This is a genomic window from Acidiphilium rubrum, from assembly GCF_900156265.1.
Lineage (GTDB): Bacteria > Pseudomonadota > Alphaproteobacteria > Acetobacterales > Acetobacteraceae > Acidiphilium > Acidiphilium rubrum.
Genome location: NZ_FTNE01000001.1, coordinates 91,805 through 114,638, shown reverse-complemented (window position 1 = coordinate 114,638; position 22,834 = coordinate 91,805). Strand labels below are relative to the sequence as shown.

Below are 22,834 nucleotides of genomic sequence, written 5' to 3'. Positions count from 1 at the left end.
CTCCGCGTTACGCCAGCCGATGCGTAAACGTGGGTTAGGCGGCGACCGCCTTCGCCGCCTCGACCACCGCGGCAAAACCGGCCGGATCATCGAACGCCATTGCCGAAAGCACCTTGCGGTCCAGTTCGATATTCGCGGTTTTCAGCGCCGCGATGAACTGGCTGTAGGTCATGCCGTGCTCGCGAACCGCCGCGTTGATCCGCTGGATCCACAGCGCGCGGAACTCGCGCTTCTTAACCCGGCGATCGCGATACGCGTACTGAAGCGACTTTTCGAGCCGTTCGAGCGCAATCCGATAGCTGGTCGACGAACGGCCGACGAAGCCCTTCGACTGTTTGAGAACTTTTTTGTGCCGTGCGTGGGTGGTTACACCCCGTTTGACGCGTGCCATGATGCGTTTTCCTTAACCGAGACCGTAGGGAGCCCATTGCTTGACGGTTTTGCCGTCCTGCTCGGGCAGCGCCATCGTGCCACGATTGGTGCGCTTCATTTTGGTGGAACGATTGATCAGGCCGTGGCGCTTGTTGCCATGGCCGCACAGAACTTTGCCGGTCGCGGTAATCTTGAACCGCTTTTTGACCGACGACTTGGTCTTCATTTTCGGCATTTTCATCTCCTTCAAGTCCATGCCCGGAGCCGCTCGACTTCGGGTGCGCGTTGTGCGGCCGGGCATGCCAAAACGCCCGGGCTCGCGACAGGATCGCGCTGGAAAGCGGCGTATAGGCACATTGCCGGGCAGATGCAACCGCTCGCAGGACGGCGGTGCCGCGCGATCCACGCCCCATCGTCGAGCGCTCACAAAACTGAGCCACGGCAGAGATTTTGCGATTTTTTGCAGTGCAAGATGAATCAACGTGAGGTAGTCTATCCTGGCAAAGCCGATGGCGAACGGTCGACCGGGGCAGATCAAAAAAAGGATAGCAGAATGGCGTTACGGCCTGAGGCGGGCATGTTTGGCAAAGATACGGGTCGGCGGATGGTGCCGGCACGCCCTGGCCGTGTGATTCTCGGCTTTCTCGATCGTATCGAAGACGCCGCACTGGCCGGCTGGGCGGTCGACCCGATGGCCGTGGACCGTGCACTGACCATGCGCGTCATGGTCGATGGCCAGATCGCCGATGTGATCAAGTGTGACGTCAACCGCCCGGATACCGCGCCGCTCAACCTGCCATCGACCCGCGTCGGGTTCGAATACGCCATCCCCTCCCGTTTTCAGGATGGGCTGCGCCACGTGCTGTCCTTCGCGACACTGGATGGTGACCCCATCCATCTGCCCGGCCGCGGCGGCCTGGTGCTGCCCGAACTCCATTTCTGCCTGACGCAGCGGACGCATATCGAAGGCGTGCTCGATGGGCTGATCGATGGCATGATCCAGGGCTGGGCACTCAGGGTCGACGAACGCACCAACGCCAAGACCGGCGGCATCCGGGTGCTGATTTCCACCAAGGGCCAGCCGCTCGCGGAACTGCAGGCCAACGAGTTCCGCGCCGATGTCGCCGAAGCTCTGGGTGCCGACCCAGCCTGCGGCTTCTCCTACGCGCTACCGCCGGAACTGCGGAACGGCAAGAGAATCGTGCTCGATTTCCATGCGATGCCGGACCGCATCCTGTTGCGTGGCAGCCCCATGGAAATAGCGATCCCGGCTGACGCCGAGCGCACCCGCATTGCCAATCTGATCGACCGGGCCGATGAATTATTCCGCTACGCCTATCATCTGCGGCGCGAACTCAAGGCGGCCATGCCAGCGGAACGGCTGACACTCGGCAATTATGCATCCTGGGTACGCCAAAGCCAGCCGCTGGTGGCCCAGCGCGCCGCCGCCCGATATGGTGCCATCACGGATGCCCCGCTGGTCTCGGTACTCTGCCCGGTGTTCCGGCCCAACCAGGGCGAATTCCTCGCCGCGATCGATTCGGTGCGCGCGCAGACCTATCAGAACTGGGAATTGATCCTGGTCGACGATGCCAGCCGGGATGAAGCGCTGAGCGAAACGCTCGAACGCCTCGGCAGCGTCGACCAACGGATCAAAGTGATCGTCCTGCCCAAAAACGTCGGCATCGCCGCCGCCACCAACCAGGCCCTTGCCGCGGCCCGCGGCCCGCTGGTCGCATTTTTCGACCACGACGATGTGCTGGAACCCTGCGCGCTCGACGTCATGCTGCGAGCCCGGTCGGCCACCGGTGCGCGCTTGCTCTATTCTGACGAAGACAAGATCGACCGCAACGGCCATGTCTCCGAGCCGAATTTCAAACCCGATTTCAACTACCGCTTTCTGCTCGACCTGAACTACATCTGCCACCTGGTCATCGCCGAAACAGCACTGGTGCGCGAGGTCGGCGGCCTCGACCCGCGGTTCGACGGTGCGCAGGACCACGATTTGTTGCTTCGCATGAGTGAGCGCCTGCTGCCGCACGAAATCCATCACGTCGCAGAAATTCTCTACCATTGGCGCATTACCCCGGCATCGACCGCCGGTGGCGCCGCCGCCAAGCCCCGCGCCGCGCTCGCCGGCGAAGTCGCGGTCGCCGAACACCTCAAGCGGCGCAACCTACCCGCGAAAATCGAGCGGCGTGGCGCCCTCACCTGCTACCGCACCAGCTTCGCGCTTGATGACGATCCGGGCATCTCGATCCTGATTCCGTTCCGAAATCATATCGATCTGACCCGCCAATGCGTCGAAGCGATCCGCACCCACTCCGAAGGCATGAGGATCGAAATCCTCCTGCTCGACAATTGGTCCCAAGGTGGTGAGGTCGAGGCGTTCTGCACCGAACAGGGCAACTATCCGGATACCAAGATCCTGCGGATCGCCGAACCGTTCAATTACTCCCTGATCAACAATCGTGGCGTCGCCGCCGCGTCGCATCCGTTTCTGTTGTTCATGAACAACGACGTGATCGTGAGCGATCCGAATTGGTTGCGCACCATGTTGAACGAAGCCCTGGCGGACCCGCAGGTCGGTGCGGTCGGCGCCAAGCTGCTCTATCCGAACGGCACAATCCAGCACGCCGGCGTGGTGCTCGGCGTTGGCGGCGTTGCCGACCATGCGTTCCGGGGCCTGCCCGGCACCGCCCCCGGTTATATCGCCCACGCCATTGCGGCGCGTGAAGTCGCGGCGGTCACTGCCGCCTGCATGCTGGTCCGGCGCAGCGCGTTCGAAGCGGCTGGCGGCTTCGATGAGGCGGAACTCGGCGTCGCGTTCAACGATGTCGATCTTTGCATCAAAATCCGTGAGGCAGGCTACCGGATCATCTTCACGCCGGATGTCGTCTGCGAGCATCGTGAAAGCATGAGCCGCGGCGATGACCTCGATGAGGACAAGCTGTCGCGCTTCATGCGCGAAAACGAGGCGATGCAGCTGCGCTGGGAGCATGTGTTGCTCGGCGACCCGTTCTACAATCGCCATTTCACGCGTGACGGCGGGTTGTACCGCGATCTGCGACGGCTCGACCCGAAGGACGAGCGGAGAATCGATCGCCCGACTCCGCAAGCCCACGCAATCGCGCCCATCCATGCCCCACGGCCCGCGCCAAAAACCTCAGCCGGCAAGCCGCCGCTGAACGGTTCGACGAAACCCCATGAAGCTCGCGGCAAGCCGGTGAAAGCCGCAGCGCCGGCAAAGTCAAAGCCGCGACCGCAAACCGTGGCGGATTAGCGCCGCCAGAATGACGGCCGTTCCCGCGCCAGCTGTTCGAATTTTCATGGTGCGGGCGGTCGGAATCGAACCGACACTCCTCTCGGAACCGGATTTTGAGTCCGGCGCGTCTACCAGTTCCACCACGCCCGCAACCGATGGCTGGCCTTAGCACAACTCATTCCGGCCCAAAAGAGGCGGCCAAACCATCGGTGCGCCGCACGTCACCAACCCCCTGTTGCCAATCGCCGTCGGCTTGGCTAAGACGCGCAGCATAGTTCCCGGATAGCTCAGTTGGTAGAGCAAGCGGCTGTTAACCGCTTTGTCGCAGGTTCGAGTCCTGCTCCGGGAGCCAAGGCTTCCCCTGAGAATGTCCCCCGCCAGCGTCGCGGCCGACCGCCCGCGCAGCCGCAAGCCCGCCGTGAAACCGCAGCCGCCCGCAATGTTCGATCGGAGCCGCCAGTTCCTTTGGCTGATCGCATCCGCAGGCTCACCCTGCCATCAGCGCGACGCCCCCCCCCCCCCCCCCCCCCCCCCCCCCCCCCCCCCCCCCCCCCCCCCCCCACCCCCCCCCCCCCCCCCCCCCCCCGGCCAAACCACCGAGTTCCGCGCTTGATAGCGAACACATGACGATTCGCCCGAATTAAGTTTTTCTAAAGAACTCAAAAAATTTTTTATCTTTACTGATTTAATCTAACTCTGTCATCGTAATGTGATCGATGCCGCAGAGCGTCGCCGGGAAAACCGCACGAGCCTTGAAGGTGGTGCTGTCACGAGAGGAAACGCGATGATCGACCACGCCGGACTCGAAATCCATTCACGCCTCGGCAACACGGCATGACGCCGACGCCACAACACTTCGTCGGACTTGGTTTCTACATCATCGCCATCATCGCAATGACCTGTGTCATGGTCGGAGGCTCCTATCTGCTCGGCCCCCGCAAGCGCGGCCCGGCCGATCCACACCCGTTCGAATCCGGCATCATGCCGATCCACGACGCAAAAATCAGGTTTCCCAGCCAATTCTATCTGGTCGCGATGCTCTTCGTCATTTTCGATCTTGAAATGGTCTTCGTCTTTGCCTGGGCGGTCGCCGCCCGCCGTGCCGGTTGGCCGGCCTATGGCGGCATCATGTCATTCCTCGCCCTGCTCCTGGTCGCCCTGGCCTATCTCTGGCGCTCAGGCGCGCTGGAATGGCAGCCGCGGTCGCGGCGTCCTCTGGCAGCCCGGAACCGGGCACTGTGACCCACCCAGCGCCGGACCCGACCGGCGCCAACCAGAAATTCATGCTCGGCAAACTGGAGGATCTGGTCTCCTGGGGTCAGAAACACTCGCTCTGGCCGTTCAATTTCGGTCTGTCCTGCTGCTACGTCGAAATGGCGACGTCGTTCACCTCAAAATTCGACATCGCCCGCTACGGCGCCGAGGTGCTGCGCGCGACACCCCGCCAAGCCGATGTCATCGTGATCGCCGGCACCGTGTTCCTGAAAATGGCGCCGGTGGTGAAATATCTCTACGACCAGATGCTCGAGCCGCGCTGGGTCATCTCGATGGGCTCATGCGCCAATTCCGGCGGCATGTACGATGTCTATAGTGTCGTGCAGGGCGTCGACAGTATCCTGCCGGTCGATGTCTATGTGCCAGGCTGCCCACCCCGCCCGGAAGCCTTGTTCGAAGGCCTGTTGCTGCTCCAGAACTCGATCAGCGCCACAAAACGCCCTTTGAGCTGGATGATCGGCGACACCGGCCCGGTTCCCTACACCCCGCCCAGCCAGCGCGACCTCAAGACCGACGCCCGCATGGCCATGCGGACATCACCGCTGCCGGATCGCCTGTCATGAGCGTAACCTTGCCCGACGCCATCGCCCCACCTGCTCTGAAATCCTGCCCGCCCGCCGCCCAACCGGCGCAACCCGTGCCGCCATCGCCGCAAGCCACCACCGACGCCATCGAGACCATCTGGTGCGACGCCGATCACCTGATCCGCCAGATGCAGTACCTCAAAACCGACCAGGCCCAGAATTATCGGCTCCTGCTCGATATCACGGCAATCGACGAACGGCAGCGTACCCACCGCCCGCACCCAAATTGTGCCGATTTCACCTTGCTATACCATGTGCTTCGCCCGACCGACGGCAAGCAGCTGCGGGTGAAAATTCCGCTGACGCAGGATGCGCTGATCGCCCCAACCCTGTGCGCGGTGTTTCCGAACGCAAATTGGTACGAGCGCGAAATATGGGACATGTTCGGCATCCGCTTCGCAGGGCATGACAATCTCCGCCGGATCCTGATGCCCGAAAGCTGGCAGGGCCATCCGTTGCGCAAGGACCACTACAGCCGTGCGACGGAACGCGGCCCGTTCGTCATGCAAGCCGCAACCGAACAGGCCGAACAGTACGCGCTCCGCGATAGTCCAGCGCTCGCCGGCATGATCGACGATGCCGACGACGATCCCGAAACCATGATCATCAACCTCGGCCCCAATCATCCCAGCCTGCACGGCGTGCTGCGGTTGGTCGTCAAGCTGCGCGGCGAAGAGATCATCGATGTCGTCCCCGAAATCGGCTTTCATCATCGGGGTGCCGAAAAAATCGGCGAACGCCAGTCCTGGCACAGCTTCATCCCCTACACCGACCGCATCGACTATGTCGCCGGCGTGATGAATAATTTCCCTTACGTGATGGGCGTGGAACAACTGGCCGGCATCACCGTCCCGGCCCGCGCGCAAATGATCCGCATCATGCTTGCCGAGATTTTCCGGATCATCAGCCATCTCGTGTTCTTCGGCACCATGGTCCAGGACGTCGGCCAGTTATCGCCGGTGTTCTACGTCTTTACCGATCGCGAACGCGCCCTCGAACTGATCGAAATGATCTGCGGCTTTCGCATGCACCCCTCGTTCTTCCGGATCGGCGGCGTCGCGGCCGACCTGCCCCAGGGCTGGGATGGCAAGGTCCGAGAGTTTCTAGCCTATCTGCCCAAGCGGCTCGACGAATATCAATCGATGGTAATGCGCAACCGCATATTCAAAGCCCGCACCATCGGCATCGGTGAATACAGCGCGGCCGAAGCGCTCGACTGGGGCGTCACCGGCCCCGGCCTGCGCGCCACCGGTATCGCGTTCGACTATCGCAAAATCCATCCCTATTCCGGCTATGATCAACTCGCGTTCGACATCCCGATCGCCCAGCGCGGCGATTGCTACAACCGCGTTCAACTGCGGCTCGATGAAATGCGCGAGAGCCTGCGAATCATCAGCCAGTGCCTGGAACAAATGCCGCCGGGCCCGGTGAAATCGAACCACCCGCTCGCCATGCCGATGCCGCGCGAAGCCGTGCTGCACGATATCGACACGCTGATCCCGCATTTCCTCAACGCGACCTGGGGTGCCGTAATTCCCCCCGGCGAGGTCTCGACAACCATCGAAGCGACCAAAGGCCTCAACACCTATCATCTGGTCAGCGACGGCACCACCCAGCCCTACCGCGTGCGCATCCGCACTCCCTCCTTCGCCCATCTGCAGATCATCCCCGCGATCAGCCGCGGCGCCTACCTGGCCGACCTCATCGCGATCATCGGCAGCATCGATTTCGTGATGGCCGATGTCGATCGTTGAAGCCCAGCCCGCGCTCGATCCGACCGAGCGCGCCGAAATCCGCAATCTGATCGGCCACTACCCAACCGCGCGCGCCGCCGCGATCGATGCGCTGAAACTCGTCCAGCAACGGCGGCGTTACATCGGCGACAACCTCCTCGCCGAAATCGCCCACCTGCTCGGCCTGCCGGCCGCCGAACTCGACGGCCTCGCGACCTTCTACAATCTGATCTACCGCAAACCGGTTGGCCAGACCGTTATCCTGTTGTGCGACAGTATCACCTGCTGGATCACCGGGCGCGATCATCTGGCACAGCACATCGAACGCCGCATCGGCATCAAGCCAGGCGAAACCTCGGCCGATGGCCGGTTCACGCTCCTGCCCATCGTCTGCCTCGGCCATTGCGATCACGCCCCGGCGATGATGGCGAACGATGTGCTGCACGGCAACGTCGATCCCGCCACGCTCGACGCAATGTTCGACGCCACGCCACTCCCATGAACACAGCGCCCGACCGCCCGCTGACGCGCAACATCCATCGCGGCGCACCACATTTCGATATCGCCGCCTACGAACGGGCCGATGGCTATCGCGCGGTCCGCGATACACTGGGCAAGACCGACCCCGCCGCCATCGTACACATGGTCACCGAGTCCGGCCTCACCGGTTGCGGCGGCGGTGGCTTTCCAACCGGGCTCAAATGGCAGTTGATGCCGAGCGCCGCACAACGGCCCGGCCCGCGCTACTTCGTGGTCAACGCCGATGAAATGGAACCCGGCACGTTCAAGGACCGCCTGCTGCTCGAAGGCGACCCCCACCAGATGATCGAGGGCATCATCCTGAGCGCCTATGCCGTCGAAGCGAACATGTCCTATATCTTCATCCGCGGCGAATACGTCACCGCCATCGAGCGCCTGAGCACCGCGATCGCCGAAGCCACGGCAGCAGGCCTGCTCGGCGAGAATATCCTCGGCTCCGGCTACAATCTTTCAATTCAGGTGCACGCCGGCGCCGGGCGCTACATCTGCGGCGAGGAAACCGCGCTGCTGAACTCCCTGGAAGGCCATCGCGCCATCCCCCGCGCCAAGCCGCCGTTTCCGCAGATCAGCGGCCTCTGGGGCTGCCCGACCATCGTCAACAATGTCGAGACCATCTGCAACATTCCGCACATCGTCCGCTACGGTGCGGCGTGGTATCGCAGCCTCGGCATCAACGGCGGCGTCGGCACCAAAATCTACGGCGTCAGCGGGCGCGTGAACCACCCCGGCGCCTTCGAACTGCCGATGGGCACCACGCTGCACGACATGATCGAACACCATGCCGGCGGGATGAAAACGGGCTATGAACTGCGCGCCGTCCTGCCCGGTGGCGCGTCGACCGCGTTTCTCCCAGGCGATCAGCTCGACGTCAGCATGACCGCGCAAGCCATGGCGGCGCACGGCACCAGGCTCGGCACCGGCACCGCCATCGTGCTCGACGATCACACCTGCCCGGTCGGTTTCATCGCCAATCTGCAACAGTTTTTCGCCCGCGAATCCTGCGGCTGGTGCGCCCCCTGCCGCGATGGTTTGCCCTGGGTCGAACGCATCCTGAAATCGATCGAGGCCGGCACCGGCATGATCGACGATCTCGATACGCTCGCGGAAATGACCGGCAATCTCGGCCCGGGCCGCACCTTCTGCGCCCTGGCACCCGGTGCGATGGCATCGCTGCAAAGCGGCCTGCGCTATTTCAGCGCCGAATTCACCCGGCACATCGAAACCAGGGCCTGCGCATGGACCTGAACCATCTGCACCTCGATGTCGATCGCACGATCATCACGGCCCAACCCGGCCAGAATGTCCTCGAAGCCTGCTTGTCGGCCAAACTCGACCTGCCCTATTTCTGCTGGCACCCCGCCCTCGGCGCGGTCGGCGCCTGCCGGCAATGCGCCGTCAAACTGTTCAACGGCCCGGAGGATCACACCGGCACTATCGTGATGGCCTGCATGACGCCGGTGACCCCGGGCATGCGTCTTTCGATCACCGATCCGGCCACCGCGCAATTTCGCGACCGGGTGATCGAATTTGTCCTGACCAATCATCCGCATGATTGCCCGGTCTGCGAAGTCGGCGGCGAATGCCATTTGCAGGACATGACAGCTCTGGTCAAACATACAGAACGACGCTACAGATTTACCAAACGCACCCATCTCAACCAGGATCTCGGCCCCTTCATCCGCCATGAAATGAATCGCTGCATCGGCTGCTACCGCTGCGTCAGGTTCTACCGCGACTATGCCGGCGGCGATGATTTCGGCGTGTTCGGCGCCAACCGCAACATCTATTTCGGCCGCGCCACGCCAAGCACGCTGGATAGCGAATTCGCCGGCAATCTGGTCGAAGTATGCCCAACCGGCGTGTTCGTCGACAAACCCTTCGCAACGAGGTTTCGCCGCAAATGGGACATGCGCGCCACCCCCTCGATCTGCCCGCACTGCGCCGTCGGCTGCAACATCACGGTGCAGGAACGCGAAGGCGAATTCAGGCGCGTCGTCAATCGCTATAACGCAGCGCTGAACGGGTATTTCCTCTGCGACCGCGGCCGGTTTGGCGTCGATTTCATCCGCTCGCCAGCGCGACGTCGCACATCCGCCCAGCGGGACGCGCAAGGCACCGAGACGCCCCTCGATATCGCAGCCGCGACCGCCGCACTCGCTGAACCGTTGCAAACCAATAACGTCATCGGCATCGGATCGCCGCGCGCCTCGCTCGAAGCCAACGCGGCCCTGCGCCTTCTGGTCGGGCCCGCGCATTTCTACGCCGGCGTGTCGGATCACGACGCCGATATCATCGCCACCGCCATCACGATCCTGCGTGATGCCGCCGTCCCGATCGCAACACCGGCCGATGCCGCGCAAGCCGATGCCGTGCTGATCCTGGGCGAGGACCCGTCCGACATCGCACCGATTCTCGCCTTGTCGCTCCGCCAGTCAGCCCAGCGCGCGACCAGCGAGGCCTTGGCAATCCGGCAGATCCCCGTTTGGAACGACAGCGCCGCGCGCCGCAGCGCCGCCGGGTCGCCAACACCGCTGATCATCGCGACACCGATGAGCACCAGGCTCGATGATTGCGCAACCGCCTGCCTCCGCCCCGCCCCGACCGCACTCCTCACCCTCGCCGCCACCATCAAAGCCCAACTCGAACACCCTTCAGCCGCCGATCCAACCGCCATCGCGGCCATCCTGTGCTGCGCCTCCGCACCGGTCATCGTGGTCGGTGGCGACAGCGCCTTGATGCGCGCCGCCGCCAACATCGTCACCACCCTGCGCCGCATCGGGATCGCCGCGCGCCTGTCCATCCTGCTGCCCGAAGCCAACAGCCTCGGCCTCGGCCTGTTCGGCGCACCACCACTATCCGCCGCCCTGGCCGCAATCCAGACAGGATCCGCACCACATGTCATCGTGCTGGAAAACGACCTGCACCGCCGCAGCGAAACCGGGCCGCTGGAACACGCCTTCAGCCACATCGCCTCACTCAGCGTGCTCGACTGCATCGAAACCCCGACCACCGCGACAGCCGATCTCGCCATCGCGGTCGGCAGCTTCGCCGACGCCAATGGCACGATCGTCAACCAGGAAGGCCGCGCCCAGCGCAGCTTCAAGGCGATCTTCGGCGCCGACGATCCCGCGCCCTCCTGGCACATCCTGCGCAACGCCGGCATCGCCGCCGGCCGCCTCGAGGCTACCGCCTGGGCCGGCCACCGCGACCTGATCGAGGCGATGGCCGCAAACCTGCCCGACCTCGCCGCCTGCCGCATCCTCTGGCCGCACACGTATGAGGGCGACATGCAGCGCCCGCCCACGCTGCCGCACCGCTACAGCGGCCGCACCGCCGTCAATGCGGCAAGCCATGTGCGGGAGCCTCAGCCCTTCGCAAACCCCGATTCCCCGCTCGGCCCGACGATGGAGGGCACCATGCCGCGCACCGGCCTGATGCCCCATGTCTGGTCGCCCGGTTGGAACTCCGTGCAGGCAAACCTCAAATTCCCCTCGGCAGCCGAGCCGGGCGTCATGCTCTTCCCGGCCAGCACGCGCATCCCCGCCGAACTGCCGCTCCCCCATCCGCCATCACCGACGCCGGGTATACTCGCCCTGCCGATCCGGCGCGTATTCGGCTCGGAGGAGCTGAGCAATCTCGCGCCCGCAGTCGCATCACGCGTGGGCAGCCCCATCCTCCGCCTGAACCCCGCCGATGCCGCAACACGCGGCCTGTCCGCCGGCACGATGGTCGATTGCACGATCGGCACAACCACGGTCCGCCGCAGCATCGCGCTCGACCCGACCATGGCCGCAGGCGTCGCCGGCCTCACGATCGGCGTCCAGGGCGAAGCGAACCCGCCCCTGCCCGGCAGCCTCACCATCACCGCAAGCCACCCCGGCGAGCCCTCATGAACGCCATTTTGCTATCCCTGATCCAGGCGGTCGCCGTCCTGCTCGGCATCACCCTGCTCGCCGCCGGCCTCACCTTCGCCGAGCGCCGCCTGCTCGGCTTCTGGCAGGACCGGCTCGGCCCCAACCGGGTCGGCTGGCAGGGCACGCTGCAAATCGTCGCCGACATGATCAAGATTTTCTTCAAGCAGGATTGGACCCCACCCTTCGCCGACAAAATCATCTTCACCGCGGCACCCATCATCGTGCTGACCACGGTGGTGCTCGCCTTTGCGGTCATCCCACTCGGCCCGTTCGCCGGCATCATGCCGAACCTGAACATCGGCCTGCTATTCTTTCTCGGCATGACCTCGCTGTCGGTCTACGGCGTCATCCTCGCGGGCTGGTCGTCGAACAGCAAATTCGCCCTGCTCGGCGGCATGCGCGCGGCGGCGCAAACCATCAGCTACGAAGTGTTCATGGGCCTCGCCGTGGTCGGCGTGGTCATGCTGACCGGCTCGTTCAACCTCGAAACCATCGTCGCAGCACAAACTCGCCTCTGGTTCGTGATCCCGCAATTCTTCGGCTTTCTACCCTTCCTGATCGCCGGCATCGCGGAAGCCCACCGCCTGCCGTTCGACCTGCCGGAAGGCGAAAACGAGCTGGGTGCCGGGTTTCACACCGAATATTCCAGCATGAAATTCGGCATGTTCTTCATCGGCGAATACGCCAGCATCGTGCTGATCTCCTCGATCACCGTCGTGCTCTATTTCGGCGGCTGGCACGGCCCGTTGCTGCCGCCCGCCGTCTGGTTCGCCCTGAAAATCGGCGCATTCATCGCCTTCTTCATCCTGCTGCGCGCCGCCCTGCCCCGCCCGCGCTACGATCAGTTGATGTCATATGGCTGGAAGCTGATGCTGCCGCTCACCATCGCCAATCTCGCGATCACCGGCGCGCTGATGCTCGCCGGCATCGAGTAGCCCGGCATGTTCATCATCAGCGCCATCCGCACCCTGTGGCTCACCTTCCTGCATCTGTTTCACAAGACCGAAACCGTTCAATATCCGGAACAAAAACCCTATCTCGCGCCGCGCTACCGCGGCCGCATCGTGCTCACCCGCGATCCGGACGGCGAGGAACGTTGCGTCTCCTGCTACCTCTGTGCGGCGGTCTGCCCATGCGACTGCATCAGCCTGCAAAAGAGCGCGGCGCCGGACCAATGGACCCCCGAGCATTTCCGGATCAATTTTTCCCGTTGCATCTTCTGCGGCTTCTGCGAGGAAGCCTGCCCGACATCCGCCATCCAGCTCATCCCCGATTTCGAAATGAGCGAGATTTCCCGCCAGAGCCTGGTCTATGAAAAAGAGCATCTGCTGATCGCCGGCACCGGCAAGGTGCCCGACTATAATTTCTACCGCATCGCCGGCGTCGCAACGCCCGGCAAACCCAAAGGTGCTGCGCTCAACGAAAGCCCGCCGGTCGACCCACGGGGGCTGCTGCCATGAGCCTGTCGGGTTACGACATCGTGTTCTACGCTGCCTCCGCCTTTGCCCTGCTCACCACGGCAATCGCGATCACCCGCGCCAACCCGCTCTATGGCCTGCTCAATTTCGTCCTCTCGCTGCTCGGCATGGCGGTGGTGTTCTACACGCTCGGCGCGCCGTTCGCTGCCGCGCTCGAAGTCATCGTCTATGCCGGTGCCATCATGGTCCTGTTCCTGTTCGTGGTGATGATGCTCCGGCTCGACCGCACCGCCATCGCGCGCGAATCCGGCTGGCTGACAAGCTCGATCTGGATCATCCCCATCCTGTCCGGCGCGGCACTCGCCGGCGAATTGCTCTACGGCCTGCTCGGCAGCACCGGCCCGGCAGGCGCGCATCACATCGTCTCGCCCCAGGCGGTCGGCCTTAAACTGTTCACCACCGATCTCGCCGCGGTCGAACTCGCCTCGATGCTGCTGCTCGCCGGGCTGATCGGCGCCTACCACCTCGGCCGCCCGGCCAGGGCGCGCGACTAGGCCGATGGTCAGCCTCTCCTGGCACGCCCCGGCCACCCTCGCCGCCATGCTGTTCATCATCGGCCTGATCGGCCTGCTCGCGCGCCGCAGCCTGATCTTCGTGCTGATGTCGATCGAAATCATGCTGAACGCCGCAGGCCTGCTGTTCATCACCGCCGGCATGCGCTGGGGCAACCCGCAGGGCCAGATCATGTTCATCTTCGTGATCAACCTCGCCGGCGCCGAGCTCGCCCTCGGCCTGATCCTGCTGCTCCGCCTGCGCAACCGCCTCACCACGCTCGACGGCGATGCCGCCAACCGCCTGCGGGATGTCCAGGCATGAACCATCTCCTCTGGCTCGTCCCTGCCAGCCCGCTGATGGGCGCCACCATCCTCGGCCTGTGCGGCACAATGCTGCCAGCCCGCGCCGCAGCCATCATCGGCACCGCCAGCGTCGGCATCGCCGCCTTCATCGCGATCCTGATCGGGCTCCACTGGTATGCCGCCGCACCGCCATCGCACATCTTAATCCAACATCTCTGGACCTGGCTGACCCTGCCCGGCCTCACGGTCGACATCAGCCTCTACCTCGATCCGGTCGCCCTGCTGATGATGCTCGTCATCACCATCATCGGCACGCTGATCCATCTGTTCTCGACCGCCTATATGGCGGGCGAAGCCGGTTACAGCCGGTATTTCGCCTATCTCAACCTGTTCGTCGCCGCGATGCTGCTGCTGATCCTGGCGAGCGATCTGCTGGTGCTGTTCGTCGGCTGGGAAGGCGTCGGCGTCTGCAGCTATCTGCTGGTCGGCTTCTGGTTTCAGGACGCCGCCAACGGCTATGCCGCGCGCAAATCCTTCATCGTCACCCGCATCGCCGATATCGCGATGCTGGCCGGCATTCTGCTGCTGGCGGTCAAACTCGGCACGCTCTCGATCCAGCCGATGCTCGCGCGCGCAACCGAACTCTGGCCGCACGGCGGCGCATGGCCAACCCTCGCCGCTGGCCTGCTGCTGATCGGCGGTCTCGGCAAATCCGCCCAATTCCCGTTCCAGACCTGGCTGCCCGACGCCATGGCCGGGCCAACGCCGGTCAGCGCCCTGATCCACGCCGCCACCATGGTCACCGCCGGCGTCTATCTCGTGGTGCGGCTCCACGTGCTGTACCTGCTCGCGCCGGATGTGCTGCTCGCGATATCGATCGGCGCCGGCATCACCATCCTGCTCGCAGCCCTGGCCGCCCTGGTGCAGTCCGACATCAAACGCGTACTCGCCTACTCCACGATCAGCCAGATCGGCTACATGTTCCTCGCACTCGGCGTCGGCGCCTGGTCGGCCGGGATGTTCCATTTCCTCACCCACGCCGTCTTCAAGGCGCTGCTGTTCCTCTCGGCCGGCGCCATCGCCATGCGGCTCGACCATGAGCAGGACATTTTCAAAATGGGCGGCCTGCGCACAAGCCTGCCGCTTGCCTTCTGGAGCTTCCTGATCGGCGCCGCCTCGCTCGCCGCGGTGCCGATCATCAGCGCTGGATCGTTCAGCAAGGAAATGATCCTCGGCGCGGTCTGGTTCGCACCCGGCATCGGTCCTGGCTTGTGGGCGGCCGGGCTGCTCGGCGCGCTGATCACCGCGACCTATAGTTTCCGGGTGGTCTTTCTGGTGTTTTTCGGCCCGGCCCATACCCCGGTCACCGGCCGGTCCGGCGCGCCGATCGCCGTGCCGCTCGTGCTGCTCGCCGCCGGATCGCTGCTGATCGGCTGGCTCGAAACACCCTCGTTCCTCGGCGGCGATCGTCTGGTGATGACCCTGCTCCACCCCGTGCTCGGCAGCCCGGCACCCCGATCGGCGCTGGCGATTCTGGTGGAGGCCGCCGGCTACATCGTCCCGCTGCTCGGCATCGCCATCGCCTACACGCTGTATCGCAACGGCCATTGGCAGCGCGTCGCCGCCGCCGAACCGGGCGCGCTCCGCCGCCTGCTGCGCACCGGCTTCGGCTTCGATGCGCTCTATGAAGCCCTGCTGGTCCGCCCGTTCATGGCGCTGGTGCGCGCGCTCCGGCACGACCCGGTCGACCATGTCGTCACCCTGATCAGCGCCGCGACGCTGCAACTGCACCACACCCTCCGCCGCAGCCAGATCGGCCAGATCCGCCGCTACGCTGCCTGGCTGATGGCCGGCTCGATCGCAACCATCGCCCTATTGGTGTTCGCATGATTCTGGCCTGGCTCCTGATCATCCCCCTGCTCGGCGGCCTGCTCGCCTGGCCGGCCGACCGCATCACCCCGATGCTGCCGCGCGCCATCAGCCTCGCCACCCTCCTGCTCGAACTCGGCCTCATCCTGCCCCTGGTTCACGGCTCGGGCGCCGCCATCCTGAGCGCACCCAGCCCGATCACCTCAGGCCGCTGGCTCGCCACCTTCGACGCAAGCTGGATCCCGACCCTCGGCATCAGCATCCGCCTCGATCTCGACGGGTTGAGCTGGCTGCTGATCGTGCTGACCACCATCATCGGCCTGTTCGCCGTGATCGTGTCCTGGCGCGAGATCGATCACAGCACCGGCTTCTTTCACGCCAATTTGCTATGGTCCCTTGCCGGATCGATCGGCGTGTTCCTCGCGCTCGATCTGTTCCTGTTCTTCTTCTTCTGGGAAGTGATGCTGGTGCCGATGTATTTCATCATCGCCATCTGGGGCCACGAACACCGCCGCCGCGCCGCGATCAAATTCTTCCTGTTCACCCAGGGCAGCGGCCTGCTGATGCTACTGTCGATCCTGGCGCTCGCCTTCCTCCACCAGCGCCAGACCGGCGTGCTGACCTTCGATTATGTCACCCTTCTGGCCAGCCAGCCGACCGGTCGCCTCGGCACACTCATCATGCTCGGTTTCTTCATCGCCTTCCTGGTGAAACTGCCCTCGTTTCCGGTACACATCTGGCTGCCGGACACGCATACCGAAGCCCCCACCGCCGGCTCCGTCATCCTCGCCAGCATCCTGCTGAAAACCGCCGGCTATGGGCTGATGCGCTTTGCCGTACCGCTGTTCACCGCCGCCGCGCACCACATTGCCCCGATCGCGATGGCGCTTGGCACCATCAGCATCTTCTACGGCGCCATCCTCGCCTACGGCCAGTCGGACCTGAAAAAACTGGTCGCCTATTCCAGCATCAGCCACATGGGCTTCGTGCTGATCGGCATCTACAGTTTCAACGCACTCGCCTGGCAGGGGGCGGTGATCCTGATGATCGCGCACGGCGTCAGCACCGGGGCGCTGTTCATCACGGTCGGCAGCATCCAGCACCGCCTGCACACCCGCGACCTTACGCGGATGGGCGGTCTCTGGACCGACCTGCCCCGCCTGTCCTCGTTCGGCACGTTCTTCGTCGTCGCCTCGATGGGCCTGCCCGGCCTCGGCAATTTCGTCGGCGAATTCCTCATTCTGCGCGGCGTCTATGCGGTGTCCCCCACCATCGCCATCCTCGCCGCGATCGGCCTGATCCCGGCAGCACTCTATTCCCTCATCGCGATCCAGCGCGCCTTTCACGGCGAGGCGAACGCCAAGCGCGGGACCCATGATTTCGGCACGCGCGAAACCGCCATGATGCTGGCACTCGGTGCCGCCGTCATCTGGCTCGGCATCGATCCCCAGCCGGTCCTGAAAATCGCAGCACCGAGCATCGCTGTGCTCCTGCCGATCACCCATGCCGCGGCAATCCCCGCCACCAGGCGCGGCACATGATGACCCTGATGCAGGCCGCCGCCCCGTTGCTCGTCCTCGCCCTCACCGTCACCGCGATGCTCGCCGCCCTCGCCATCCGCCGCTCGTTCGCCGTCACAATCGGCATTGCCGCAACCGGCCTGATCCTCGCAACAATCAGCATCCCCTGGGCGCTCGCCGCCCGCGCCAACCCCTTCCCCAGCCTGTTCAACCTCACGCCGGATGCACTCGGCTTCGCGGGGCTGATCCTGCTCGCTGGCCTCGCCACCCTGATCCTCGCGACACTCTATCTGACCCGCGACCTGCCACTCCCGCGCGAGGAATATCCCCTGCTCCTCGTGCTCGCGACGCTCGGTGCCTTCGCCATGGCGACCAGCGCCGGGTTCATCACCCTGTTTCTCGGCCTCGAGACCATGACGATCGCAATGATCGGCATGATCGCCTACCCGCGCGATCGGCCGGAAGCCGAGGAAGCCGCGCTGAAATACCTGGTGCTCTCCGGCATGTCCTCGGCGATCGTCCTGTTCGGCATCGGTCTCGCCGCGCTCGCCACCGGCCATCTCACCTTCGCCCCGCTGCTGGCCGCTGGCCCGAATCCGATCATCCTGACCGCCCTGGCGCTGATCGGCGCCGGCGCCGGGTTCAAACTCTCGGTGGTCCCGTTCCACATCTGGGTGCCGGACATCTACGCCGGCGCGCCGGCGCCGAGCGCCGCCTATGTCGCGGTCATCCCCAAAATCGCGGTGATCGCGGTCATCCTGCACCTGCTGGCGATGCCGGGCAGCACCGTCTCGCCCATCCTCGCCAGCGCGGTCGGCATCGTTGCGATGCTGTCGATGCTGGTGGGCAATCTGCTCGCCCTGATGCAGGAAAACCTCAAGCGCGTGCTCGGCTATTCCTCGATCGCGCATCTCGGCTATCTGCTGATCGCCCTGCTTGCGGCAGGCAGGATCGGCCGTGCCGGGGTGATTTTCTATATCGTGACCTACGCAATCACCGTGATCGGCGCGTTCGGCGTCATCGGCGTCCTGTCGCGCGCCGGCTCAGCGCGCGATGCCGATCAAATCGACGATCTGCGCGGCCTGTTCTGGCACCGCCCGCTGCTCGCCACCATCATGACGCTGATCCTGCTCTCGCTCGCCGGCATCCCGCCCGCGATCGGTTTCATCGCCAAACTCTACATCATGGCCGCCGGCGTGAGCGCCGACCTGCGGGTGCTCACCGCGACGCTGGTGCTGAGCAGCGTGATCGGCCTGTTCTATTACCTGCGAATCATTCTGGTAATGGCGCTGAAACCGGCCGATCGTGCCGAAGCCCCGGCCAGCGTCATCGCCATCCCGATCACCGGCTGGCTCACCATGGCCGGCCTCGGCGCCCTGATTCTCGGCTTCGGCATCGCGCCACAATCATTGATGACGCTGTTGCACGCGGTGTTCAAATGAACACCGCAGACCGCTCCGGCGGGCTTCAGCGCAACGTGCGGTTCGGCGCGATCAGGCGGATTTTATGGGTAACCGGCGCTTCGGCGACCTCGGTGCTGCCGCTGTTGGCATAGACCAACCCGTTGGATTGCTTGGGATAGATAAAGCCGTAGGTCGGATAGGTCGAACCGAACCGGCCATCCCCGATCGAAACCTGAACCTCGGACCAGTTGTTGTCCGGCGACACGTCGATCACCGGCACGTCGTGGCTGACCCGGTCGGGCACCCAGTTCGCCTGGTTGACCAGAACTTCGCGGCTGTTGATCACCTGGGCGACCACGGCGACATGACCCATCGGAATCCGCCGGCTCGAGCGGAAGTTGAGCACCGCGCCCGCCTCCGGCCGTTCACCACGACCATACCGGCCCGCCGCCTCGGCCCACCACAGGAAGGCGTCGCCGGTCAGATCGATATGCGACACGTCGCGCGCGTAGGGCACGCACCACAGATAATCGGCGTGACGGACGTAACGGTGAAGTTCGTGATGCACCACGTAGTCGTGCCGATAATCCGGGCGCCGCGCCGCCACCCGGCGATACACGGCATGATGATAAGCGGCGGCGTGAATTTCAGGATGACGAACCACATCACGCCGCATCACCGCATGATGCTCGACGATGTGACGCAGCACCGGCCGCCGGATGGCGGCTTTGTGGGTTACGGCGTGGCCATGAAAAGCGACTTTATGGGCGACAACCGGGCGATGTGGTGCTGCATGGAAGGTTTTATGGGTGGAATTCGCATGACTGATTTGTGAGAAACCAAAAATGGCAGAAAGGCACCCAAGAACACGCACCGCGCCTTTGATCTTTTTGCCACCCTGCCTCATGCCCTGCTCGTCCCCAATCCGTCTCGAAGCCAACTCTTACGCAGCAAAACGCCCACCAAACAAGCCCTTAACCCGGAATGTTCCGGTATCTCTTCAACAGAACTCGCTGTCTTCAATGCAGCGACTCCGTCGTCGTTGCACCGCACGTCTGCATTCTTGTTACGGGGGCACTGCAAAATCTGCAACCCTCGATACTGACAAAAATGTCACGAGATAAAAAATTTAAATCCACCACCCTCTCGCCGACAGGAAATTAAGATCAATTTCCTAAATTTTTATTAAGAGTACGGAATTATAAATCGCTCATAAAAATCACCGGCAGGCCGTGACCATGATTTCAACCAGATACCGCGGATCGGCCAACTTCGCTTCCACACAGGCCCGCGCCGGCGCACCGCCCTCCGGCAGCCACGCGCTCCACACCGCATTGAGCGCCGCGCGATCATCGATCGATTTCAACCAGATCTGGGCCTGCAACAGACGCGTCTTGTCCGTCCCATGAAGTTCCAGCAGCGCATCGATCTGATCGAGCACGTTCCGCGTCTGCGCCGCCACATCGCCGTCCAGATCGGTCGCAACCACGCCCTGCGTGTAGATGAAACCATGGTATTCAACGACTTTTGCAAGAACTTCGTTGGCTTCGGTGCGAATGATACGGCTCATCACAGATCCTCCTGATTGAGCCCGCCTTGTATCGAACCGTCGCGCCATCACGCAACCCGTGGTCGCACGATTGCGCTGGACAAATGCCGGGCACCCTCTCTATCCTACAACCTAGGCGCGATAATTTCCCGAAAGGTCAGGCGCGATTGTGGGAGAAACTGCTACGCGGCATCCGCAAGGCCCCGGACCACGATTTCCCGGAAGCGCCCGCACGGCCAACCCGCAAAGGCTTCGCGGAACGTGACCAGTTCGATGCGGCCAGCGCCGCCGAGCTGCCGTTCGCCAGCACCGGCCCCCAGGGCCACCGCGGCCGCATGCGCGACAAACTGCTCGACCGTGGTGCCGACGCCCTGGCCGATTACGAATTGCTCGAAATGCTGCTGTTCCTCGCCTTCAAGAAGGGCGACACCAAACCGCTCGCCAAATCATTGATCAACCGGTTCGGCTCCTATGCCGGCGTCCTCGCCGCGCCGATCGAATCGCTGTTCGCGCACGAGGGCATCGGCATCCACAGCGTCGCCGCCATCAAACTCATCCACGCCTCGGCACTCCGCCTCGCCCGCACCGAACTCGCCGACCAGCCCGTGCTGAACAATTGGGACCGGCTGATCGACTACCTGACCATCGCCATGGCGCGCGAGTCGATCGAACAATTCCGCGTCCTCTATCTCGACAACCGCAACCGCCTGATCGCCGATGAAATCGCCTCGCGCGGCACGGTCAACCACACCCAGGTCTACGTTCGCGAACTGGTCACCCGCGCCCTGCAGAACCACGCCACCGCCCTGATCCTGGTGCACAACCACCCGAGCGGCGACCCCACCCCCTCGCGCGACGACATCGAAATGACCAAGGAAATCCAGCGCGCCATCGCCCTGCTGGAAGTGACGCTGCACGACCACATCATCATCGGCAAAGGCGCCTGGCTCAGCTTCCGCCGCGAAGGCCTGTTGCGCGCCGCATGAGCATCGCACGGGTCCAGACCTTCTCGTTCTCCGGCATCGAAGCCCTGCCGGTCGAGGTACAGGTGCAGATCGCCCCCGGTCTGCCGCTGTTCCTGATCGTGGGCCTGGCCGACAAAGCGGTCGGCGAATCGCGGGAACGGGTGCGCGCCGCGTTGACCGCCATGGGCCTCGCGCTGCCGCCCAAACGCATTCTGGTCAACCTCGCCCCCGCCGACCTGCTCAAGGAAGGCAGCCATTTCGACCTGCCGATCGCCCTCGGCGTGCTCACCGCGATGGACATCCTGCCCGCCGAGGAAATGGCCCGCTTCGCCGCCCTCGGTGAATTATCGCTCGATGGCCGCCTCGCCCCGGTCGCCGGCGTGCTGCCCGCCGCCATCGCCGCCGGGGCGCGCGACCTCGGCCTGATCTGCCCGGAATCCCAGGGCGCCGAAGCCGGCTGGGCCGGCGAAATCGGCGTGCTGGCACCGCCCAACCTGCTCTCCCTGATCAATCATTTCAAAGGTGATGGTATCCTCACCCCGCCGCCGCGCGGCACGATCGACCGCACCGATGACGGCCCCGACCTCGCCGATGTCCGCGGCATGGCCACCGCCCGCCGCGCCGTCGAAATCGCCGCCGCCGGTGGTCACAATCTCCTGATGATCGGCCCGCCCGGCGGCGGCAAATCCATGCTCGCCGCGCGCATCCCCGGCCTGCTGCCAGACCTCACGCCGCGCGAAGCCCTGGAAGTCAGCATGGTCCACAGCGTCGCCGGCATGCTGACCGAAGGCAGGCTGGTCACCCGCCCGCCGTTCCGCGAACCGCACCATTCCGCCAGCATGGCGGCGATCGCCGGCGGCGGCAATCGCGCCAAACCCGGCGAAATCTCGCTCGCCCATCGCGGCATCCTGTTTCTCGATGAATTTCCCGAATTCCCCCGCGCCGCGCTCGAAGCCCTGCGCCAGCCGCTGGAATCCGGCCGCACCACCGTCGCCCGCGCCGCCGCCCACGTCACCTACCCGGCCCGCTTCCAATTGATCGCCGCAATGAACCCCTGCCGCTGCGGCTATCTGTTCGACCCCGCCCGCGCCTGCGGCCGCGCGCCCCGCTGCGGCGAAGACTACCAGAGCAAGATCAGCGGCCCGTTGATGGACCGCATCGACATCGTGATCGAAATCAGCCCGGTCACCCCGGCCGAATTGCTGCACGCCCCGCCGGGCGAAGCGACCCCGCTCGTCGCCGCTCGCGTCACCGCCGCGCGCGCCCTGCAACGCGCCCGCTACGGCGATGCCGCCTCGAACAACGCCGAAGCCGCCGGCGATGCGATCGATTTGATGCCGGACGCCAAAGCATATGTCGAACAGGCCGCCGAAAAACTCCGCCTCTCGGCGCGCGGCTTCACCCGCATCCTGCGCGTCGCCCGCAGCATCGCCGATCTCGCCGGCGCCCCGCTGGTCCGCCGCACCGATATCGCCGAAGCCCTCGCCTACCGCCACCGCATTCCCGGCCGCAACCCATTGGCCAATCCACCCATCAAGCTGGTCGCCTCGCGGGACGCTGGTTGAAACTC

General features: G+C 64.4%; 22 protein-coding genes and 2 tRNA genes. 18 read left to right on the top strand and 6 right to left on the bottom strand.

The window, feature by feature from the left end; genetic code table 11:
• Window positions 1–34: 34 nt before the first annotated feature.
• Window positions 35–391 carry a 50S ribosomal protein L20 gene (gene rplT, locus BW994_RS00540; RefSeq protein ID WP_029311498.1) on the bottom strand — a complete coding sequence of 119 codons (357 nt, stop codon included), beginning with the start codon at window positions 389–391 and terminating at the stop codon, window positions 35–37.
• Between the two features lie 12 nt (window positions 392–403).
• Window positions 404–607 carry a 50S ribosomal protein L35 gene (gene rpmI, locus BW994_RS00535; RefSeq protein ID WP_029311499.1) on the bottom strand — a complete coding sequence of 68 codons (204 nt, stop codon included), beginning with the start codon at window positions 605–607 and terminating at the stop codon, window positions 404–406.
• A gap of 342 nt (window positions 608–949) precedes the next feature.
• Here rpmI and BW994_RS00530 point away from each other — a divergent pair, with 342 nt between their 5' ends.
• The gene (locus BW994_RS00530) at window positions 950–3,655 is read left to right on the top strand and encodes a glycosyltransferase family 2 protein (RefSeq protein ID WP_245594089.1); all 2,706 of its coding nucleotides are present in this window, start codon (window positions 950–952) and stop codon (window positions 3,653–3,655) included.
• Window positions 3,656–3,702: 47 nt separating this feature from the next.
• Here BW994_RS00530 and BW994_RS00525 read toward each other — a convergent pair.
• Window positions 3,703–3,787, bottom strand: a tRNA-Leu gene (locus BW994_RS00525).
• 126 nt (window positions 3,788–3,913) lie between these two features.
• On the opposite strand from BW994_RS00525, the gene BW994_RS00520 reads away from it, so the two are divergent.
• Window positions 3,914–3,989, top strand: a tRNA-Asn gene (locus tag BW994_RS00520).
• A gap of 333 nt (window positions 3,990–4,322) precedes the next feature.
• Here the strand turns inward: BW994_RS00520 and BW994_RS20335 are convergent.
• Window positions 4,323–4,451 carry a hypothetical protein gene (locus BW994_RS20335; protein ID WP_281174434.1) on the bottom strand — a complete coding sequence of 43 codons (129 nt, stop codon included), beginning with the start codon at window positions 4,449–4,451 and terminating at the stop codon, window positions 4,323–4,325.
• A gap of 20 nt (window positions 4,452–4,471) precedes the next feature.
• Between BW994_RS20335 and ndhC the strand changes: the two genes are divergently transcribed.
• From ndhC to BW994_RS00455, 13 genes are read left to right on the top strand one after another with little or no spacing between them, the layout of a single operon-like run.
• On the top strand, window positions 4,472–4,879 hold the full coding sequence (gene ndhC / locus BW994_RS00515; RefSeq protein ID WP_051657280.1) for an NADH-quinone oxidoreductase subunit A: 408 nt from the start codon (window positions 4,472–4,474) through the stop codon (window positions 4,877–4,879).
• Window positions 4,828–5,475 (top strand): NADH-quinone oxidoreductase subunit B, encoded by a 648-nt coding sequence (locus BW994_RS00510; protein WP_081849055.1) that lies wholly within the window; start codon window positions 4,828–4,830, stop codon window positions 5,473–5,475. The genes ndhC and BW994_RS00510 overlap by 52 nt, the downstream gene beginning before the upstream one ends.
• The gene (gene nuoC, locus BW994_RS00505; RefSeq protein ID WP_029311503.1) at window positions 5,472–7,250 is read left to right on the top strand and encodes an NADH-quinone oxidoreductase subunit C/D; all 1,779 of its coding nucleotides are present in this window, start codon (window positions 5,472–5,474) and stop codon (window positions 7,248–7,250) included. The genes BW994_RS00510 and nuoC overlap by 4 nt, the downstream gene beginning before the upstream one ends.
• Window positions 7,237–7,731, top strand: a complete 495-nt coding sequence (gene nuoE, locus BW994_RS00500; RefSeq protein ID WP_029311504.1) for an NADH-quinone oxidoreductase subunit NuoE — start codon at window positions 7,237–7,239, stop codon at window positions 7,729–7,731. Before nuoC ends, nuoE begins: the two co-directional genes overlap by 14 nt.
• A complete protein-coding gene (gene nuoF, locus BW994_RS00495) occupies window positions 7,728–9,014 on the top strand; it encodes an NADH-quinone oxidoreductase subunit NuoF (RefSeq protein ID WP_029311505.1) in 1,287 nt (428 codons plus the stop codon). The genes nuoE and nuoF overlap by 4 nt, the downstream gene beginning before the upstream one ends.
• Complete coding sequence (gene nuoG, locus BW994_RS00490) at window positions 9,005–11,662, top strand: NADH-quinone oxidoreductase subunit NuoG (protein WP_051657281.1); 2,658 nt, start codon at window positions 9,005–9,007, stop codon at window positions 11,660–11,662. The genes nuoF and nuoG overlap by 10 nt, the downstream gene beginning before the upstream one ends.
• On the top strand, window positions 11,659–12,618 hold the full coding sequence (nuoH, locus tag BW994_RS00485) for an NADH-quinone oxidoreductase subunit NuoH (RefSeq protein WP_029311507.1): 960 nt from the start codon (window positions 11,659–11,661) through the stop codon (window positions 12,616–12,618). The genes nuoG and nuoH overlap by 4 nt, the downstream gene beginning before the upstream one ends.
• Before the next feature lie 6 nt (window positions 12,619–12,624).
• On the top strand, window positions 12,625–13,143 hold the full coding sequence (nuoI, locus tag BW994_RS00480; protein WP_245594090.1) for an NADH-quinone oxidoreductase subunit NuoI: 519 nt from the start codon (window positions 12,625–12,627) through the stop codon (window positions 13,141–13,143).
• On the top strand, window positions 13,140–13,655 hold the full coding sequence (nuoJ, locus tag BW994_RS00475) for an NADH-quinone oxidoreductase subunit J (protein ID WP_029311509.1): 516 nt from the start codon (window positions 13,140–13,142) through the stop codon (window positions 13,653–13,655). The genes nuoI and nuoJ overlap by 4 nt, the downstream gene beginning before the upstream one ends.
• Before the next feature lie 4 nt (window positions 13,656–13,659).
• Window positions 13,660–13,977: an NADH-quinone oxidoreductase subunit NuoK gene (gene nuoK, locus BW994_RS00470; protein WP_029311510.1), complete on the top strand. Its 318-nt coding sequence runs from the start codon at window positions 13,660–13,662 to the stop codon at window positions 13,975–13,977.
• Complete coding sequence (gene nuoL, locus BW994_RS00465) at window positions 13,974–15,848, top strand: NADH-quinone oxidoreductase subunit L (RefSeq protein ID WP_029311511.1); 1,875 nt, start codon at window positions 13,974–13,976, stop codon at window positions 15,846–15,848. Before nuoK ends, nuoL begins: the two co-directional genes overlap by 4 nt.
• Complete coding sequence (locus BW994_RS00460) at window positions 15,845–17,368, top strand: complex I subunit 4 family protein (RefSeq protein ID WP_029311512.1); 1,524 nt, start codon at window positions 15,845–15,847, stop codon at window positions 17,366–17,368. Before nuoL ends, BW994_RS00460 begins: the two co-directional genes overlap by 4 nt.
• Window positions 17,365–18,789 (top strand): NADH-quinone oxidoreductase subunit N, encoded by a 1,425-nt coding sequence (locus tag BW994_RS00455; RefSeq protein WP_029311513.1) that lies wholly within the window; start codon window positions 17,365–17,367, stop codon window positions 18,787–18,789. Before BW994_RS00460 ends, BW994_RS00455 begins: the two co-directional genes overlap by 4 nt.
• Window positions 18,790–18,814: 25 nt before the next feature.
• On the opposite strand, the gene BW994_RS00450 is transcribed toward BW994_RS00455, so the two are convergent.
• Complete coding sequence (locus tag BW994_RS00450) at window positions 18,815–19,459, bottom strand: CHAP domain-containing protein (protein WP_245801486.1); 645 nt, start codon at window positions 19,457–19,459, stop codon at window positions 18,815–18,817.
• Here BW994_RS00450 and BW994_RS20075 point away from each other — a divergent pair.
• Window positions 19,433–19,585 (top strand): hypothetical protein, encoded by a 153-nt coding sequence (locus BW994_RS20075; RefSeq protein ID WP_245594092.1) that lies wholly within the window; start codon window positions 19,433–19,435, stop codon window positions 19,583–19,585. The genes BW994_RS00450 and BW994_RS20075 overlap by 27 nt on opposite strands.
• Before the next feature lie 384 nt (window positions 19,586–19,969).
• Here the strand turns inward: BW994_RS20075 and BW994_RS00445 are convergent, their stop codons facing one another.
• Window positions 19,970–20,320 carry a RidA family protein gene (locus tag BW994_RS00445; protein WP_029311515.1) on the bottom strand — a complete coding sequence of 117 codons (351 nt, stop codon included), beginning with the start codon at window positions 20,318–20,320 and terminating at the stop codon, window positions 19,970–19,972.
• A 146-nt stretch (window positions 20,321–20,466) separates the two neighbouring features.
• Here BW994_RS00445 and radC point away from each other — a divergent pair, with 146 nt between their 5' ends.
• Together radC and BW994_RS00435 are read left to right on the top strand one after the other, a co-directional pair.
• The gene (gene radC, locus BW994_RS00440; RefSeq protein ID WP_029311516.1) at window positions 20,467–21,285 is read left to right on the top strand and encodes a RadC family protein; all 819 of its coding nucleotides are present in this window, start codon (window positions 20,467–20,469) and stop codon (window positions 21,283–21,285) included.
• Entirely contained in the window at window positions 21,282–22,829 is a 1,548-nt protein-coding gene (locus BW994_RS00435; protein WP_029311517.1) for a YifB family Mg chelatase-like AAA ATPase, read from the top strand. Before radC ends, BW994_RS00435 begins: the two co-directional genes overlap by 4 nt.
• The last annotated feature ends 5 nt before the right edge of the window (window positions 22,830–22,834 follow it).

Bases quoted from the DNA above. Each gene is read 5' to 3' on its own strand.
- rplT (WP_029311498.1), bottom strand. From the start codon at position 391: ATGGCACGCGTCAAACGGGGTGTAACCACCCACGCACGGCACAAAAAA.
- rpmI (WP_029311499.1), bottom strand. From the start codon at position 607: ATGCCGAAAATGAAGACCAAGTCGTCGGTCAAAAAGCGGTTCAAGATT.
- BW994_RS00530 (WP_245594089.1), top strand. From the start codon at position 950: ATGTTTGGCAAAGATACGGGTCGGCGGATGGTGCCGGCACGCCCTGGC.
- BW994_RS20335 (WP_281174434.1), bottom strand. From the start codon at position 4,451: ATGGATTTCGAGTCCGGCGTGGTCGATCATCGCGTTTCCTCTCGTGAC.
- ndhC (WP_051657280.1), top strand. From the start codon at position 4,472: ATGACGCCGACGCCACAACACTTCGTCGGACTTGGTTTCTACATCATC.
- BW994_RS00510 (WP_081849055.1), top strand. From the start codon at position 4,828: ATGGCAGCCGCGGTCGCGGCGTCCTCTGGCAGCCCGGAACCGGGCACT.
- nuoC (WP_029311503.1), top strand. From the start codon at position 5,472: ATGAGCGTAACCTTGCCCGACGCCATCGCCCCACCTGCTCTGAAATCC.
- nuoE (WP_029311504.1), top strand. From the start codon at position 7,237: ATGTCGATCGTTGAAGCCCAGCCCGCGCTCGATCCGACCGAGCGCGCC.
- nuoF (WP_029311505.1), top strand. From the start codon at position 7,728: ATGAACACAGCGCCCGACCGCCCGCTGACGCGCAACATCCATCGCGGC.
- nuoG (WP_051657281.1), top strand. From the start codon at position 9,005: ATGGACCTGAACCATCTGCACCTCGATGTCGATCGCACGATCATCACG.
- nuoH (WP_029311507.1), top strand. From the start codon at position 11,659: ATGAACGCCATTTTGCTATCCCTGATCCAGGCGGTCGCCGTCCTGCTC.
- nuoI (WP_245594090.1), top strand. From the start codon at position 12,625: ATGTTCATCATCAGCGCCATCCGCACCCTGTGGCTCACCTTCCTGCAT.
- nuoJ (WP_029311509.1), top strand. From the start codon at position 13,140: ATGAGCCTGTCGGGTTACGACATCGTGTTCTACGCTGCCTCCGCCTTT.
- nuoK (WP_029311510.1), top strand. From the start codon at position 13,660: ATGGTCAGCCTCTCCTGGCACGCCCCGGCCACCCTCGCCGCCATGCTG.
- nuoL (WP_029311511.1), top strand. From the start codon at position 13,974: ATGAACCATCTCCTCTGGCTCGTCCCTGCCAGCCCGCTGATGGGCGCC.
- BW994_RS00460 (WP_029311512.1), top strand. From the start codon at position 15,845: ATGATTCTGGCCTGGCTCCTGATCATCCCCCTGCTCGGCGGCCTGCTC.
- BW994_RS00455 (WP_029311513.1), top strand. From the start codon at position 17,365: ATGATGACCCTGATGCAGGCCGCCGCCCCGTTGCTCGTCCTCGCCCTC.
- BW994_RS20075 (WP_245594092.1), top strand. From the start codon at position 19,433: ATGATGCTCGACGATGTGACGCAGCACCGGCCGCCGGATGGCGGCTTT.
- BW994_RS00445 (WP_029311515.1), bottom strand. From the start codon at position 20,320: ATGAGCCGTATCATTCGCACCGAAGCCAACGAAGTTCTTGCAAAAGTC.
- BW994_RS00435 (WP_029311517.1), top strand. From the start codon at position 21,282: ATGAGCATCGCACGGGTCCAGACCTTCTCGTTCTCCGGCATCGAAGCC.